Below are 16,007 nucleotides of genomic sequence, written 5' to 3' on the forward strand. Positions count from 1 at the left end.
CGACGACCAGGTCGTCCCGTACGCGGACTCCGGTCCGCTCTCGGCCGAGCTGCTGCCCAACGGCACGCTGAAGACCTACGCCGGCTTCCCGCACGGCATGCCGACCACCCAGGCCGAGACGATCAACGCCGACCTGCTGGAGTTCATCCGCTCCTGACCCGCCGGTGCGGGGGCCGGAGGACTCCTGGGCTCCCTGCGACGAGGCGATCAGCAGCCCGGTGCGGCGTCGTCGGTCATGCCGAACGCGCCCGGGCGAAGGCCGTCCCAGCACTCGCCTTCGCCGTGGCTCGTCCAGCCGCACGCTGGTCACCGACGGCTGCGCCGAGAGCCGACGTCGGGACCTCGACGAGGGCACGACGCAGCTGGCCGCACCGGCCGACCGGGAACAGCACCGAGCCCGGTCACATGACGGATGCGGAGCCGGTCCGACCTCGTCGAGAGTCGTCCCCCTCACCCCGTCCGACGGAGCGAGCCCGTCCGCGGACCCCGACGGAGACGAAGAGGCCCCGCGATGCGCACTACCACCACCCCCCGAGGGCATCGAGCACTGCCACGAGGCCTGGTGCACCCGCCAGCGGATCGTCTCCAGTCACGGCCGGCGGTGGTCCACCGATCACGGGGGCGTGCGGACGGTGTCGCACCTGGCCCACGGCTGTCGGCTCGAGGGATGACTGCTGGAAGCCGGTCGTCACGGCGCGATGACGAGCTCCGCGATGGCGTCGCCGTCCACCGCGAAGCGGTAGCGGAGGTCGACGACGCCACCGGGGAAGTCGCCCTCCAGGTGCTTGGTGGCGACCCAGTGCGCGTCGTCGGTGCGCTCCGCGGCGACGAGGGTGCTGGTGTACGTGAACTCGGCTCCGGCCTTGGTCAGGAAGCCGCGGATCTCCTCGGTCCCGCGGTAGGTGATGCCCTCGTCGACCACCACGGCGGTGGGCGTGAAGGCGCGCAGCGCGGCATCCGCGTCGCGGGCGTCGTGCGCGGCGAGGTAGCCGCGGATCGGAGCCGGGAGCTGGTCGGGCTGGATGCTGGTCGGTGTGCTCATGGCCCGACCGTGCGACCTCCCGGACCGGGAGGGTCAAGCGCTGGACTCTCCCCCTGGGAGAGGGTGCACAGTGCACGCGTGCTGGCGATCGGTGAGTTCTCCCGGCTGACCCACCTGAGCGTGCGCACGCTGCGCCGCTACCACGACGCGGGCCTGCTGGAGCCGGCGACGGTGGACGACGCGACCGGCTACCGGTACTACACCGCGGACCAGATCCCGACCGCGCAGGTCATCCACCGGCTCCGCGAACTCGACGTCCCGCTGGGCGACGTGCAGCGCATCCTGCGCTCCCCCGATCCGCGCACCCGCGCCGGCCTGGTCGCCGACCACCTGCAGCGGCTCGAGGACGAGCTGGAACGCACCCGCGGCGCGGTCGCGTCGCTGCGCCGGCTGCTGCGCCCCGAGCCACCACCGCTGGACGTCGAACTGCGCGCGGCGCCGGCGACGACGGTCGCCGCGGTCGAGGACGACGTGGCGCACGACGAGGTGCTCGCCTGGTACGCCGGCGCCATGGCCGAGCTGGACGCGGTGGTCCAGGAGCCGACCGGCGTCCCGGGGGGCCTCTACGACAACGCGCTGTTCGAGGAGGGCCACGGTCACGTGCTCGTGTACCGGCCGACGTCCGATCCTCCGCGCAGCGGCCGGGTGCACCCGGTGACCCTGCCGGCCGCCGAGCTGGCCGTCACCACCCACGCCGGGGAGCACGACGACATCGACGTCACCTACGGCGAACTGGGCACCTGGGTGGTGGCCAACGCCCTGGCGGTGGCCGGGCCGGTGCGGGAGATCTACCTGGTCGGCCCGCACGACACGGCCGACCCCTCCGCGTGGCGGACGGAGATCGGCTGGCCGGTCTTCCGCGTGGCGCCGCGCTGATGGTCGCTGCCCGCCCCTGACCCCGCTCCACGCTCCACGCCCCACGAGAGGCCTGCCCCATGCCGGGCATCCGAACACCAGACCAGCGGCTCCGCGTCTTCGTGAGCTCGACCCTGCACGAGCTGGCGGCCGAGCGGCGCGCCGTCGCGCGCGCCGTCTCGGCGCTGCGGCTCACCGCCGTCATGTTCGAGGCGGGAGCGCGCCCGCATCTCCCCGGCGAGCTGTACCGGGCCTACCTCGCGCAGAGCGACGTCTTCGTCGGCGTGTACTGGCAGCGGTACGGCGAGCTCGTCCCCGGCCTGGACGTCTCCGGCCTGGAGGAGGAGTTCGAGCTGTCGCAGGGGATGCCGCGACTGCTGTACCTGAAGACACCCGCTCCCGACCGGGACCCGCGCCTGACGCAGCTGATCCGCCGGATCGGGCGGGAGGCGGCCTACCGCCCGTTCCGGACCCCCGCCGAGCTGGGCCGGCTGGTCCGCGACGATCTCGCCCAGCTGTTGAGCGAGCGGTTCACCGCCGCACCCACCGCGCCGGCGGCTCCGGCGGTCGCGGGTGCGACGGCGGCGCGTCCGGTCGCCCGGTCCGTCCTCACGCTCGCGCCGCTCCCGGTGAGCACGACGTCGCTCGTCGGTCGGCAGCAGGCGGTCGCCGATGTGGCGGACCTGCTCTCGCGCTCCGGCCGGCGGTGGGTCACCCTCACCGGACCGGGCGGGATCGGCAAGACCCGCCTGGCGCTGGCCGCCGCCGAGCAGCTGCGCGAACGGTTCGACGCGGGCACCGTCTTCGTCCCGCTCGCCGAGCTGACCGACCCAGCCGCCGTCGTGCCACGCATCGGCTGGGCCCTGGGGGCCGACCTCGCCGGCGCGACCACGCCGGTGCCCGCCCTCGCTGACCTCCTCGGGCGCGACCGGTGGCTGCTCGTCCTCGACAACCTCGAGCACCTGGTCGCGGCCGGCCCCGAGCTGGCCGAGCTGCTGACCCGGTGCCCCGGACTGGCGGTGCTCGCGACCAGCCGGACCGTCATGGGAGTGCAGGCCGAGCAGGCGTACCCCGTTCCCCCGCTGCCGGTCCCGGAGACGTCGGACCTGCCGGACGTCGCGGAGAACCCGGCGGTGCGGCTGTTCCTGGAGCGCGCCCGGGCGGTGCGCCCGGGCTTCGCGCTGACCGCGGACGGCGCCCAGGCCGTCGTGGAGATCTGCCGCCGCCTGGAGGGCCTGCCGCTGGCCATCGAGCTGGCCGCCGCCCGCGTGCAGCTGCTCGACCCGGGCACGGTGCTGAGCCGGCTCTCCCGTTCCCTCGACACGCTCGGTACGGGCGCGGCCGATCTCCCGGAACGGCAGCGCACCCTCCGCGCGACGGTGGACTGGAGCATCGGCATGCTCGACGACGCGGAGCGGTCGCTGCTCGAGGTGCTGGCGGTGTTCGCCGACGGCTGGAGCCTCGCGGCCGCCGCCCACGTCGCCGGCCTCGACGAGGACCGGGTGCTGGACCTGACCGAGAGCCTGGCTCGCCACAGCCTCATCCACGTCGCGGTGCGGCCCACGGGGCCGCGACCCCGGATGCTGCACCCGGTGCGCGCCTTCGTCGCCGAACGGCTGGCGGCGCGTCCCGACGTCGACGAGGTGCGTCGCCGCCACGCCGAGCACTACCGGGCGCTGGCCGAGAGCGCCGATCGGCCACTGCGCGGCTTCCGCCAGCGGGCGTGCGCCGAGATCCTCGTCCGGGAGAGCGACAACGTCGTGACCGCGGTGCGCTGGCACCTCGCCCACGACCGGGCGCCGCTCCCCCACCTGTTCCGGGTGCTGTCGCCGTTCCGGGTCCTCTGGCCGTTCCTGGGCCTCGGGGACGTGATCATCGGCGAGGCCCGCTCCTGGGTGGCCGAGCTGCTGCCGACCGAGGACGGCCTGCCGGCAGCCTCGCGCGCGGAACTGCTGAGCACGGCCCTGGTCTCCGCCCTGGAGGTCGGCGACGCGACGGCCGTCCGGGCGACCAGCGAGCGGCTGACCGCGCTGATCGGCGAGGTCGAGGACCCGTACCTGGACGCCGTGTCGCGCCTGCTCCTCGCCTGGGCCGCGGCGCTCGTCCGCGACCTGGGCGGCGCCCGGCGGGGCTTGCGCACCGCCCTCGACCGGCTGCGCGGTCTGGACGAGCCGATGTGGACGGGGTTCGCGCTGGTGACCGCCGGATCCGTGGAGGCCGCCCTCGGCGATCCCGCCGACGCCCTGCGCCACGCCACCGAGGCGCACCACCTGGCGGATCGCTTCGACACCCCCTGGCTGGCTGCCGTGTCGCGGGTGGTCCTGGCCGGGCTCGCAGTGGGCCGAGGCGATCTCGACGAGGCCCGCGCTCTCCTCGGCGAGGCGCTCGACCTCAGCGAGTCCGGGCACAGCACGCACTGCCTCTGCCTGGCACTTGCGGGTGTTTCCGCGATGTCCCTCGCCGAGGGGGACGACGAGCGGGCCGGACTGCTCGCCGGGGCGACCGAGGGCCTGCGTCGTCGCGCAGGGCTCCGGGTGTACGCGTCGATGCGCGGGGACGGCGACCTGGTGGACGCAGTGCGCGCGGCGGCCGGATCTGCGCGGTTCGACGAGCTGTTCGCCTCGGGCAGCCGACTGGCCCTGGCGGAGGTCCTCGACCTCGCCCGGGGCAGCCTGGTTCCGGGCGAGTGACGACCTGAGCCAACGGGTTGGAACCGTGTGCGGGAGTATCGCGTCGCCTCTCCGACACGAGATGCCTGGCTCACGCCAGGGCCGAATGCACAGGGCGCCCGCGAGTCGCGGAGCGCACGCTCTCGTCTAGCGGTGGCCACTGCGGTGCCGGCCGCAACCGGGTGACGAGTCCGGGAGAGCGCCGGCCGGGTCATCACATCACCCGCGCTGTCGGGCGCACCGCGCGGACCGGCAGCCGGGCGCCGGATCGGACGAGCGCCCCTGCCCGGTCACAGCCGGGCAGGGGCGCTCGTCCGACGGTCCGGCCTCAGCGGCCCACCACGGTGGGCGTCAGCCGGGCAGGAACGACACGTGCGGGTGGTCCATGTGGTTGGCGGTGGGCGACCCCCGGTCCGCCATGCCCTGCCACGTGCCCGTGCGGACCTGGTAGATCCGCTGCTGCCAGATCACGTACTCGACCCGGAACCGGGACGCGTTGTCGATGACGTACTGGGTGACGGCGTCACCCTTGGCCCGGTCGGTGTGGACCATGAAGTCGGCCGCGAGGTCCTGCGTCGGGCTGTGGCCGGGCCGGGTCACGACCGTCCCGACGCCGAACCGCTCGGCGACTTCCTGGACCGCGGGGCGGACGTGCGGAGCCCACACGTCGTAGGCCCCCGCGCTCGCCGCCGGAGCCGCCGGAGCCGCCGGAGCCGCACGGTCCGCGCTCCGGCTGGCTGGCCGCTCGGCGACCCGAGTCGCGGCAGCAGCCACCGTGCCGCCGATCGCGAGCCGCTGACCCACGCGCAGGGTGTTCGGGTTCCCGCCGATGACCTCCCGGTTGAGCGCGTGCACCTCCTGCCAGGTGGTGCCGTGGGCGGCCGCGATCCTGCCGAGGGTGTCGCCCGCCCGGACGACGTACTCCCCCGACGCGCTCTGCGAGGCCATCGCCGGAGCCGCCGGTGCCGCACCGGTACCGCCGATGGTGAGCACCTGACCGACGCGCAGGCGGTTCGGGTCGGCGCCGACGGTGCCGGCGTTCTCCGCGTAGATGGTCTGCCAGGTGGTGCCGTGAGCCGCGGCGAGGGTGCTGAGGGTGTCGCCGGGAGCGACCGTGTGCTCCGCGGCATGCGCCGGGGCGGCCACCGCGAGGGGAACGGCCACTGCTGCCGCGATCGTCAGAGCGGGCCGGGTCACGGACGCCATGCTCGGGCGCCGGGTGGGACGGAGGTGCCGTCCCGGGTGTCGCTGTGCCATGGATGTGCGCCTCTCACCGCCTGCGGAGTTAGCTGTCGGGTTCGGGCGAGAGCTGCCCGGCCGCGGATGCGGCTTCACCCCAGGGCCCGAGGGCCCGGTCCTGCGCGTGGGTCCCCCGCGCCTGCCCGTCGTGTCGTCTGGTCCCGTGGCGGTGGGCAGGTTCGGCGGGCCGCCATCCGGGGTCCTCCGCAGTCGGTGGACGAGCGCACGGTAGGCAGACGGCGATCGGCCACGGCAATCCCCCCGATCCCCTCCGCCGGGCTTCCGGAGGGGCTGATTCCGGGGTGCCGACGCACCTCCTCGGCCGCCGCCGGACGGCCGGCCGGACGCGCCTGGCCTGCCCTTTCCACCGTTCGTGACCTGCCCGCACGCCAGCCGTGGGCACCGGCCGCACCGCCGTCCGCTCACGAGTTCGGTTGCAGACTCAACCTACTTTGCGTCGGTATGTCGTGACCCACCGCAGTCACTCGGCGCGCGTGCCACCGCGGCTTCAGCGGGCGTCGGCGGCGGCCGGTCCAGGTACCCCGCCACCGGCCGGGAGACGGAAAAGGGCCCCGGCCGCCCTCCTCGGAAAGGAGGTCAACCGGGGCCGTCCGGGCCGCTTTGCGGCGGGGCGCTGTCGCCGGACCGGCGATCAGGCGCGCCGGCCTCCGGTGAACCGGCTCAGCAGTCGCTTGAGCAGGTTGGCCTTGATGAGTCCAGAGATGAGGCCCATGTCGTTCCCTCCAGTAGGTCGCCGTTCTCAGGGCACTACCCTCTGGCGCCGCAGACATCACTTCCGGGCGGGGTGAGCGGGAGCCTCCGCGGGAGCGACTGCGCCCTTCCGCCGCGCGGCGGCCCTAGCATCGCCCCGTGGACCAGCAGGCACTGACTTCGATCGTCCAGCGCTACTGGGACGGGCTGTGGAACCGGCGCGACCTGACGGTGATCGACGAGCTCATCGCCGAGCCCTACGTGCGGCACTCCTCGGCCGGTACCCGGTCGCTGACCCGGGCGCAGTTCAAGCGGGAGGTCCGCGAGTCCTGGCAGCTGCTGCACGACCCGGCCACGACCGTCGACGACCAGGTGACCGCCGAGGACCGGATCTGGACGCGGGCTACCACGACCGGCCTGAACCTCGAGACCGGGCAGACCTCGGTGGTCACCTGGCTGGTGGTCCACCGGGTCGCCGACGGGCAGATCGCCGAGTCCTGGAGCGCCACCCTGCCCGGCGTCGACTGGCGCTGACCCCGCCCCGCCCGGACCGCTGCGGCCGGTGGCTCAGCCCAGGTCGCGCAGCCGGCTCGCGGTCGCCATCCTCCGCCGGCTGAGGACGGCGTACAGGGCCACGAAGGCGAGCACGCCGGCGCCCATCCCGCTGAGCGTCCACCGCAGCCCGATGAGGTCGGCGAGCAGGCCCAGCGGGAGCGCGGCGATACCGAACGCGCTGAAGCTGAGCATGATCAGCCCCTGCACCCGCCCGTGGTACTCCATGTCCGACAGGGCGATGAGCTGCGACTGGTTGGTGGTCTGGAAGGCGAGCATCGACGCGCCGACGGCGAGGAGCACGACCACTGCGACGTAGGCGTTGGGCGCGATCGCCAGCGCGCAGATGGCGAGCCCGAAGACGGCGCCGGAGCCCACCAGGACCCGGGTCTGCCGCACCCACGAGGTGCGCCGGCCCAGCAGCAGGCCCGCCGCGACCCCGCCGACCGCGGACGTCGCCGCCAGCACGCCGTAGCCGACCGAGCCGAGGCCGAACAGGTCGCTGGAGATGGTCGGCATGAACGCCAGGTACGGCAGCCCCATCATGGCGACGCCGATGCCGCACCACACCAGGGCGCTCAGCTCGGGGTGCCGCCGGACGTAGCGCACCCCGTCGGCGAGCTCCCCGAGCGGGGACCGGCCGGAGGCCTCCCCCCGCCGCCGCCCGGCGGGCAGGGCGGCGGTGAGCAGCACCCCGACGGCCGCAAGCGCCGCGCTGAACAGGAAGATCGCCTCGACGCCCCAGGTGAACGCACCGATGACCACGCCGGCCAGCGCCGGGCCGACCACCCGGTTCACCTCGGCGTTGACCAGGAGCAGCGAGACCGCCTGCGGCACCGACCCGCGGGGCACCAGCTCGGTCAGGAACGCCATCCGGGCCGGGTTGAACAACGCGAAGCCCACGGCCTGCAGCACGCCCGCGCCGAGCAGCATCCAGTAGGCGATGACATCGAAGACGACGGCCAGCCCGATCCAGGCGCTCGACACCGCCAGCAGGAGCACCGAGATCTGCAGCACCAGCCGCTTGGGCAGCCGGTCGGCGGCCACGCCACCCCACGGCGTGGCCACCAGCAGCGCCACGCCGAAGGCCAGCAGGACCCCGCCCAGGGCGGCGTTCGACCCGGTCAGCTCGAAGGCCAGCCAGCTGCGGGCGATCGCCTGCGCCATGACGCCCAGGAAGACCGCCGCGGCGTTGAGGTAGAGGACGAGGAAGCCGCCGATCCGCAGGATCGCCATCGCGCCGAGCACCGACGGGGGTTCCGGCGCCTCCGGGGGGACGGTCCCGCCGGGGACCGGGACCGCCGGTACCGGCACCTCGGCTCCCTGAGCCGGGCCGGACGCCGGTGGCGACGAGGTGGGTGGCGACGAGGCGGGGGGCGACGAGGCCGGCCCGTCCTGCTCTGCGTCGACGTCCCGGATGGCTTCCCCGCTCATGGCTCCCCTCGCCCGGCGCCCGCACGGGGTACCCGACCGTCCAGCACCACCTCCCGCACGGACGGGGGCACACCCGACCCTGCCACACCGGGAGCAGGACGCCACGGTGGTCGGACCGGGACGGAAGGCCGCCGCGCCGGTACCGCGACCGATACCCGCGGTCTCCGCGGCACCCTCGGATGCTGCAGGGGAAGGCGTACGTGCGCGGTCAGCCGTCCGGGCTGCGCGCCCCCTCCCCGGCCGGCGCCCGCCGCCCGAACCAGAGGATGCCGACCCCCAGCGACACCACCAGCCCCCACGATCGCCGACCCGCGCGCCGCGCACCAGTGCGCTCACCCGCCGTCTTCGTCCCGTGGTCGCGGCCGGCCCATCGTGGTCGCGAGGTGCGGGGACGGGCTCGTGATCAGACCTCCCGCGGAAGCCGACGACCCGAACACCACGCTGCGACAGGCCCAACTGGAAGGCTGGCCCCGTGGAGGGCGAGGTGTCGGCGGCTGGGGGGTGCGCGCCTCCGGGTGAGGCTTGCGGGTGACCGGGATGCACCCAACTGACCCACGCCACCGCCGCGTCTTCTTCACCAAGACCCTGGCGCCCGCCCCGGAGGACTGATCTCCCAGGCGCGCATCCGCTTGCGGAGTACGTGAGACGGGGCCCGCCTGCTCGAGGTCCGCGGGCTTCTGCTCGCGCCGCCTCGGCCGCGTCGGGTGGATGCCTGCCGCCACCGCCCTGTTCCCCCGGGCCGTGCGCCCGCGCAGTCGCCGCTGACCCGGCCGGTCAGCGGCGACTGCGTCGTCGGGGGACGGCGCCGAGCGCGTGGCGGGGATCGACCTACACGAGATGCCGTGGCACCGTCCGGTCCCAGTTCAGCGACACGATGCGCCGGTCGTTTTCGTAGGCATCCAGCTCCGCGTGCAGGCAGAAGTCCGTCGCGGTGGAGGTCAGCACGGTGCGGGTCACCGTCCGGACGAGCCAGTCACCCCGCCGGAACGCCAACCGCCACGTCGTCTCCCCGCCGACGGACCCCACGTCGTCCCCCACGGAGCTGTAGCGCTCCTCGGCCCGCCGGGTCACCTCCAGATCGATGTCGTCGAAGCGCACGGTCCCCAGGTCGTTGACGACCTCCAGCGCGGACTCGTAGCCGATCAGGTCCCGCGTGACCTGCCAGCGGTGCTCGCCGGGCTGCACGTTGGTGACCGTGATCGGCTCGGCCCCTTCGGGCTCCTCGAAGGGCTGGAGCGTGACCTCGTCGGACTCCGCGAGGGGCCGGTTGGGGAGGAGCAGCCGGCTCGACCCGGTCGTCACCTCGAGACGTGGTGACTCCGGTGAGGGCCAGGCCAGCGGCCAGTACGAGGTCGACAGCGACAGGCGGATGCGGTGGCCGGCCGCGAAGGCGTGGGCGACACCGTTCATCTGGACCTGGACGCGGTAGCGCTCCCCGGGGACCAACGGCTGCGGGTCGGCGTGCCCGTCCCGGTGGGTGAGGTTGAGCAGTCCGTAGGTGACCCGGGTGGCCCGCCCGTCCGGCGCCACGTCGGAGAGCCGGACCGCCACCATCGCGTTCGGTCGGTTGCTGGTCAGCTCCAGCTCCACCGCCGGAGCCCCGAGGATCTCGTACTGCTGCTCCAGGACGTCGCTGTCGAACACCAGCGAGCCGCCGTCCTCCTCGCGCTGGTCGTAGGGCAGGTCCGGGGGCGCGTTGTAGGAGCACCACTTGCCGGCGAAGTGCCCCACCGACAGCGGCGACTCGATGCCCAACGACTCCTCCGGCGGTGCCTCCCCGCCGGTGACGATCCGGTTGCGGGCCAGCGGGTAGGCGACCTGGCGGATGTGCGGCGAGGGCCAGCTCGGTTCCCCCACCCACCTGCCGGGGCGCTCCTCGTAGGCCGTCAGCGGCGGCACGCTGTCCTGCATCCACACCCGCAGCGCCGGGTTCTCGGTGACGCCGTTGTCGATGCCCTTCAGCCAGCGGTCCCACCACCGGACGACCTCCTGCAGGAAGCCGATGGCCGGGCCGGGCTGGCCCAGGTGCGGGTACTTGTGCGACCAGGGACCGATCAGCCCCTGGCGCGGCCCCTCGAGGCTCTCGATCATCCGGAAGACGGCGTTGGAGTACCCGTCGGCCCATCCGCTGACCGCCAGGACGGCGCACTGGACGTCCGAGGGGTCCTCGCCGATGGAGCCGTGCCGCCAGTACTCGTCCCGGGTCTGGTGGCGCAACCACTCCTCCAGCCACAGGCCGCTGCCGTGCAGGCGGTCCAGCCACATCTCCCGCCACCGGTCCCCCACCAGGGCCGGGTCCGGCGGGGTCGAGTTGTAGGCGAACATCGTCGAGGCCCAGGAGAGGTTGTCACTGAGCAGGCACCCGCCCATGTAGTGGACGTCGTCGGCGTACCGGTCGTCGGTCGAGCAGACCGTCACGATCGCATCCAGTCCCGGTGGCCGGCGAGCCGCGACCTGCAGGGCGTTGAAACCACCCCAGGAGATGCCCATCATGCCGGTCGACCCGTTGCACCAGGGCTGCTCGGTCAGCCAGGCGAGGATCTCCTCGGCGTCGGTGAGCTCCTGCTCGAGGTACTCGTCGGTCAGCACCCCCTCGGAGTCGCCGCTCCCCCGCAGGTCCACCCGCACGCACGCGTAGCCGTGGCCGGCCATGTAGGGGTGGTGGATGGAGTCGCGGTAGGCGGTGAGGTCGCGCTTGCGGTACGGGATCAGCTCCAGGACCGCCGGCACCGGCTGGTCCGCGGAGTCCGCCGGCCGCCAGATCCGTGCGGCCAACCGCGTCCCGTCCGACATCGGGATCCAGACGTGCTCGTCCTCGACGACCTCGCCGGGGAGCTCCCGCAGGAGTCGCAGCTCGGCGTCAGCCACGGGCGGCCTCCTCGAACTCGAAGGGCAGCATCCGCACGCACTGGTCGTACTTGGCGTCGAGCTCCGCCTCGTCCTGCGCACCGATGAACAGCAGCGCCAGCTCGTAGCTGTAGCTGTCCTGCTGCGAGAGCTCCGACAACCGGTGCCCTTGCTCCGCGACCACCTCGACGGTGACGCCGTCCACCTCCCGCTCGACGCGCGCGACGTCCTCCGGGGACGGCGTCCGCGTCACCAGGCCGTCGTCGAAGGCCCGCAGGAAGCACTTCCCCGCGATCCCGTAGCTGCCGTCGCCGCGTGGCTCGGTCGGCTGCCGCCCCAGGGCGAGCTCGACCAGCAGCTCGTGGTTGGAGACGCCGTCGACGCGCTCGAAGAGCAGCGCGTGGGACTGCGAGTGCCGAGGATTGACCTCCAGTAGCTGGATCCGATCGGTCTCCGGGTCCCAGAAGTACTCGATGTTGAACGTCATCTGTTCCAGGCCGATCTGGTCGATGACCCGCTCCGACAGCGTCGCCATCCGGCGCTGCACCTCGTCGGGCAGCTGAGAGGGGTACTGGTAGCGCCGGAAGCTGGACGTACCGGGGTAGTGCAGTGAGTCGACGATGCCGTAGACGTGCGAGCGGCCCGCCGCCCGGTAGCCCTCCACGGTCACCTGCCGGCCCACCGCAGCCTCCTCGGCCAGGCACACCCGGGCGCCGACCTCGGCGATGTCGGGCGGGAGCTGGTCGAGCTGGTCCATCACGAACTCGAAGGGTTCGGCGTACTTCCCGATGCCCTCCCGGATCTCCGCCAGCGCGGCCGAGAGCTGGTCGTCGTCGACCACCCGGAAGGCCATCTCCGAGGACACCGACTTCACCGGCTTGAGCCACACGGGGTAGCGCAGGTCAGCCGGCAGCCGGGCCGGCTCGTCGACGTCGACGAGGGCGAACTCGGGCACCTCCTCGATCGCCTTCCGCTGCTCGAGCCGGCTCCAGTACTTGTGCTCGCACTTCGTCACCGCCTCGAGCGACGGGCCCGGCACGTGGAACCGGCGGCACAGGATCGGCACCATGGAGCTGACCGGGAAGTCCCAGTAGCCGATGATCGCGTCGATGGGTCCGTCGAAGGCCTCGAGGTGCGTCTGGGCCCGGTCGAGCAGCGCCGGCAGGTCGATGTCCTCGACCCCGATCAACTCGTCCTTGGGCAGCAGCCCGTGGAACCGATAGCGGTCCCCGGGCAGGTCATCGAGGATCTCCGCGTTGAGGTCGTCCATTCCGAGTACGAAGACGTTGGCAGCCATCACAGCGCCGCTACCCGCCACCTCGACGATCACACGACACAGCTGCGATCGAGGCGCGGTGGCCGCGGGGCGCCGGGGGCTGGCGCCAGCAGCCACTGGCGGGGGCGCGCACCATCGGATACCCGGAGCGGGAGCCCGCCGCCAGGGACGTCGGCGCGACGGGTCGAACAGCCGCACGGTGCCCTGCGGCGGCCGCGTTGACGCAGGAGCCCCACCGGCCCTCGCTGCCCGGCCGGGCGAGGGAGCGCCCGGTGGCTCACCGGCGATGGGCTAGGCGGTAGCGGCGGTGATGGTCGTCCGGGAGCGGTACTCCAGGTCGCCGTAGCCGTCGCTGTGCCGCTGCATCCAGCCGGCGACGAAGGGGCACAACGGCAGCACCTTCAGCTCCTGCCGTCGCACGTCGTCCAGCGCCTGCTGCACGAGCGATGACGCGATGCCGCGGCCCTCGTACCCGGGGAGGACCTCCGTGTGGGTGAAGACGACCAGGTCCGGGGTCCGGATGTACTCCGCGATCGCCGCCAGCTCGCCGTCGACACGTCCCTCGTACCGGTGCTGCTCGGCGGCATCCGTCATGGTCACCTGCACGTGTGCCCCCCTCTGCTGAACGCCGGCCGCGTCGGCGGCCGTGCGGCGAGCCCGGCTCGCCCGGGGAGTACACCCCAGCGGCCGGAGCGCTGACCAGCCCCCGGGCCACGGCGTCCGCGACGAGCGACCGGACGTCCGGGTCCCCGATCGGCCGGCGGCCCGGACGCAGGACCTGGTCAGGCCGCGGGTTCGAGGTGCCCGTCGGCGAGGCCGTGGCCGGCCCCTGCGCCTTGTCGGCCGAGTCGGGTCCAGGTCACCGAGCGGCCGGACCGGCCCCGCCCCCTCCGATGACGCGGCCTGGCTGCGGCACCGATGCAGCCCGGCCTGTGGTTGCCCCGCCGAAAATGGTGAGGAACGCTCAGAACATGAACCGGTTCGAGAAGGCCGTGTACGAGTGCATGAACCCGACGGCGCAGCTGCTGGAGCGGACGACCGATCCGCGGCACCGGGCGATCCTGCTGAACTACTGGCGCCACGTGCACCTGGAAGGTGCTGGCGACTTCGAGCGCATCGTGGCGGCGGACATGATGACTGACCACCCCGTCTACCGGGTCACCTGGGGCGACACCCCGGCGGTGATCGAGGGCAAGGACGGCGTCCTGGGCTTCTACCGCAGCGTCGGGGAGTCGGTGTTGTGGAACTCCGACGACCTGGTGGCCGTCGCCGACTGGGGGGTGGCGGACGAGCTCACCTTCCACCAGCTGGCCAAGGGGGCCGAGCTGCGGGCGGTCGGCTACGACGTCCCCAGCGATGACGGGCTGTACCACGTCTCCAGCCGGCAGGTCTTCCTGTGGCCCTACGACGAGCAGGCCCGCCTGGCCGGCGAGCACCTCTACGAGGACAAGACGAGCCTGCAGATCGAGGAGGTGGACCCGGCGGAGGCGATCACCCCGGCCCGGGTTCGTGAGATCCACCGCGAGCTGCTGAGCGAGCTCGAGGCCCAGCGCGGCGAGAACTTCTGGGTCCTCGGCCGCGCCTGATCGAGTGCGACTCGGACACCGGACCCCGAGCGCCTCGACGTCCTTCCGGGTCAGGCCGTGGGGCGTTGTCGCGTTCAGGCCCCGGACCGGCTCGCCACGAGGATCCGAGGCACTCCGGCTGCAGCTCCGCAGCACGCACAGCGCCCTCGTGCCCTCGTGCCCTCGGGCTGGAGCGACCACGCTGGAGACGGCCGGGCGGGCAGGCAATCGCCGGATCAGCCGTCCGGGGCCCGGGCCTCCTCCTCGGCCGGCGTCCGCCGCCCGAACCAGAGGATGCCGACCCCCAGCGACACCACCAGCAGCACGGCCATGACGACCAGCAGCGGCACCGCCCCGAACTGGGCGATCAGCGGCAGCGACGCCGCGGTGACCAGCCCGCCGCCGAAGAAGGGTTCGAAGGCCAGCTGCTTGTACCCGAAGGCCTCCATGGCCGGCGTGGCCGCGTTGGGGTCGGCGACCCGGATCAGGATCAGCCCGGTGGCCGTGACGCCCAGGGACTGCCCCAGGTCGCCGATCCCCCGCTCGAACCAGAACCGCGGGATCATCCGCCGCGCCAGGAACACGAACACGGACACGTTCCAGGACAGGCCGGCGACCGCCAGGACCAGGAACGTCACCCAGTTGTCCGCGATCGCCTGGATGGACAGCGTGGCCAGGGCGCTGATGATCAGCAGGTCGAGCGCGATCCCCTGGATGCGCAGCATCATCTGCCGGTCGACGATGCCGGTGCGGTCGAAGCGGTCGACCACCTTCTGCACCGCGACCCCGCCGATCATCGCCAGCGGGAACAGCGGCACGAACTCGAAGAGCTCGACGGTGTCGGCCCAGAGCGCGGCCTCCAGCGCCTGCAGCCCTTCCAGCAGCGCGAGCCCGACCAGGATCGCCACGGCGACGATCGCGAAGTGGATGGCCAGCGGCTCCACCGAGGCGGTGCGCACCGTCAGCATCGCGGCCGGCTTCTGCTCCTCCCGCTCGTAGAGCCCGCGCTGCTCGGCCAGCGACGTCTTCGCGTCGTCCTCGAGCACCTGGGCGCGGCCCGTGCGCACCCCCCAGTTGATCAGGGCGATGCCGACGACGACGCCGGAGACGACGCCCACCGTGGCCAGGCCCAGCGCCAGGTCCTGACCCTCCGGGAAGCCCAGGTCGGCGAAGGTGCTGCCCAGCCCCGCGGCCGTGCCGTGACCGCCCTCGAACCCCACCTCGATCAGCGCGCCGACCATCGGGTCCTGGCCGAGGAAGGGCACGAGCAGCAGCACGGCGAGCAGCAGCCCGATCACGTACTGGCCCGACGCCATGGTCACGCCCAGGGCCAGCTGGGGGCCGGCCAGCTCGGCGGCCTCCTTGACCCTGGGGATCCGCTCGCCGAGGAAGAGCGTCGCGAACACCACCGAGATGAGCAGGCCGGGGAGCGACGCCCAGACGTCGAGGAACTCGGCGGGCCACAGACCCCCGGTCAGCGGTGCGTCCTCCCCACCGATCGCCTCGGCCACCGAGCCGATCACCTCGGGGCCGATGAGCAGGGCCAGGAAGCCGCCGATGATGGAGCTGGGCAGGAACAGCTTCTGCGCGATCCGTGAGCGGATCCGGATGAGCTTGGCGACCAGGAGCAGGACGCCCAGCACCAGCAGGCTGAGTCCGATGACGTCGGGGGACACGCGGCCTCCGTCCGGTGGGTCCGTTTCGAGGGCCGTTCGCGCGGAACGGCTCTGACGGGTGCGACCACCTTGGCGGGTCGGAGACCCCGCGACAACCTGGACGTCCGCCACCACCGGGAACGGCGGCGCGCCCGCTCTCCC

The 16,007-nt window shown here is 73.3% G+C and carries 11 protein-coding genes and 1 riboswitch; of the genes, 4 read left to right on the forward strand and 7 right to left on the reverse strand.

Annotated elements, in window-relative coordinates; translation table 11 throughout:
- Nucleotides 1–688: 688 nt before the first annotated feature.
- On the reverse strand, nucleotides 689–1,042 hold the full coding sequence (locus ACI79A_RS06480) for a nuclear transport factor 2 family protein (protein ID WP_457081160.1): 354 nt from the start codon (nucleotides 1,040–1,042) through the stop codon (nucleotides 689–691).
- Nucleotides 1,043–1,120: 78 nt separating this feature from the next.
- On the opposite strand from ACI79A_RS06480, the gene ACI79A_RS06485 reads away from it, so the two are divergent.
- The gene (locus ACI79A_RS06485; RefSeq protein ID WP_457081162.1) at nucleotides 1,121–1,918 is read left to right on the forward strand and encodes a MerR family transcriptional regulator; all 798 of its coding nucleotides are present in this window, start codon (nucleotides 1,121–1,123) and stop codon (nucleotides 1,916–1,918) included.
- Nucleotides 1,919–2,019: 101 nt separating this feature from the next.
- Nucleotides 2,020–4,587, forward strand: coding sequence for an ATP-binding protein (locus ACI79A_RS06490; RefSeq protein WP_457081164.1), 2,568 nt, complete (start codon nucleotides 2,020–2,022; stop codon nucleotides 4,585–4,587).
- 330 nt (nucleotides 4,588–4,917) lie between these two features.
- Here the strand turns inward: ACI79A_RS06490 and ACI79A_RS06495 are convergent, their stop codons facing one another.
- Nucleotides 4,918–5,763 carry a LysM peptidoglycan-binding domain-containing protein gene (locus ACI79A_RS06495; RefSeq protein WP_457081166.1) on the reverse strand — a complete coding sequence of 282 codons (846 nt, stop codon included), beginning with the start codon at nucleotides 5,761–5,763 and terminating at the stop codon, nucleotides 4,918–4,920.
- A gap of 82 nt (nucleotides 5,764–5,845) precedes the next feature.
- Nucleotides 5,846–5,942, reverse strand: a riboswitch (cyclic di-AMP (ydaO/yuaA leader).
- Nucleotides 5,943–6,675: 733 nt separating this feature from the next.
- Between ACI79A_RS06495 and ACI79A_RS06500 the strand changes: the two genes are divergently transcribed.
- On the forward strand, nucleotides 6,676–7,050 hold the full coding sequence (locus tag ACI79A_RS06500; protein ID WP_457081170.1) for an ester cyclase: 375 nt from the start codon (nucleotides 6,676–6,678) through the stop codon (nucleotides 7,048–7,050).
- Between the two features lie 33 nt (nucleotides 7,051–7,083).
- On the opposite strand, the gene ACI79A_RS06505 is transcribed toward ACI79A_RS06500, so the two are convergent.
- The 4 genes from ACI79A_RS06505 to ACI79A_RS06520 form a co-directional block, all read right to left on the reverse strand.
- Entirely contained in the window at nucleotides 7,084–8,382 is a 1,299-nt protein-coding gene (locus ACI79A_RS06505; protein WP_457081172.1) for an MFS transporter, read from the reverse strand.
- 948 nt (nucleotides 8,383–9,330) lie between these two features.
- Nucleotides 9,331–11,370 (reverse strand): CocE/NonD family hydrolase, encoded by a 2,040-nt coding sequence (locus ACI79A_RS06510; protein ID WP_457081174.1) that lies wholly within the window; start codon nucleotides 11,368–11,370, stop codon nucleotides 9,331–9,333.
- Nucleotides 11,363–12,646 carry an ATP-grasp domain-containing protein gene (locus tag ACI79A_RS06515; RefSeq protein ID WP_457081176.1) on the reverse strand — a complete coding sequence of 428 codons (1,284 nt, stop codon included), beginning with the start codon at nucleotides 12,644–12,646 and terminating at the stop codon, nucleotides 11,363–11,365. The genes ACI79A_RS06510 and ACI79A_RS06515 overlap by 8 nt, the downstream gene beginning before the upstream one ends.
- 270 nt (nucleotides 12,647–12,916) lie before the next feature.
- Nucleotides 12,917–13,219: a GNAT family N-acetyltransferase gene (locus ACI79A_RS06520; RefSeq protein ID WP_457081178.1), complete on the reverse strand. Its 303-nt coding sequence runs from the start codon at nucleotides 13,217–13,219 to the stop codon at nucleotides 12,917–12,919.
- Nucleotides 13,220–13,596: 377 nt separating this feature from the next.
- On the opposite strand from ACI79A_RS06520, the gene ACI79A_RS06525 reads away from it, so the two are divergent.
- Complete coding sequence (locus tag ACI79A_RS06525) at nucleotides 13,597–14,211, forward strand: hypothetical protein (RefSeq protein WP_457081180.1); 615 nt, start codon at nucleotides 13,597–13,599, stop codon at nucleotides 14,209–14,211.
- Nucleotides 14,212–14,426: 215 nt separating this feature from the next.
- Here the strand turns inward: ACI79A_RS06525 and ACI79A_RS06530 are convergent, their stop codons facing one another.
- Nucleotides 14,427–15,866: a sodium/glutamate symporter gene (locus tag ACI79A_RS06530; protein WP_457081182.1), complete on the reverse strand. Its 1,440-nt coding sequence runs from the start codon at nucleotides 15,864–15,866 to the stop codon at nucleotides 14,427–14,429.
- Between the last annotated feature and the right edge of the window lie 141 nt (nucleotides 15,867–16,007).

The organism is Modestobacter sp. SYSU DS0657, assembly GCF_054050925.1.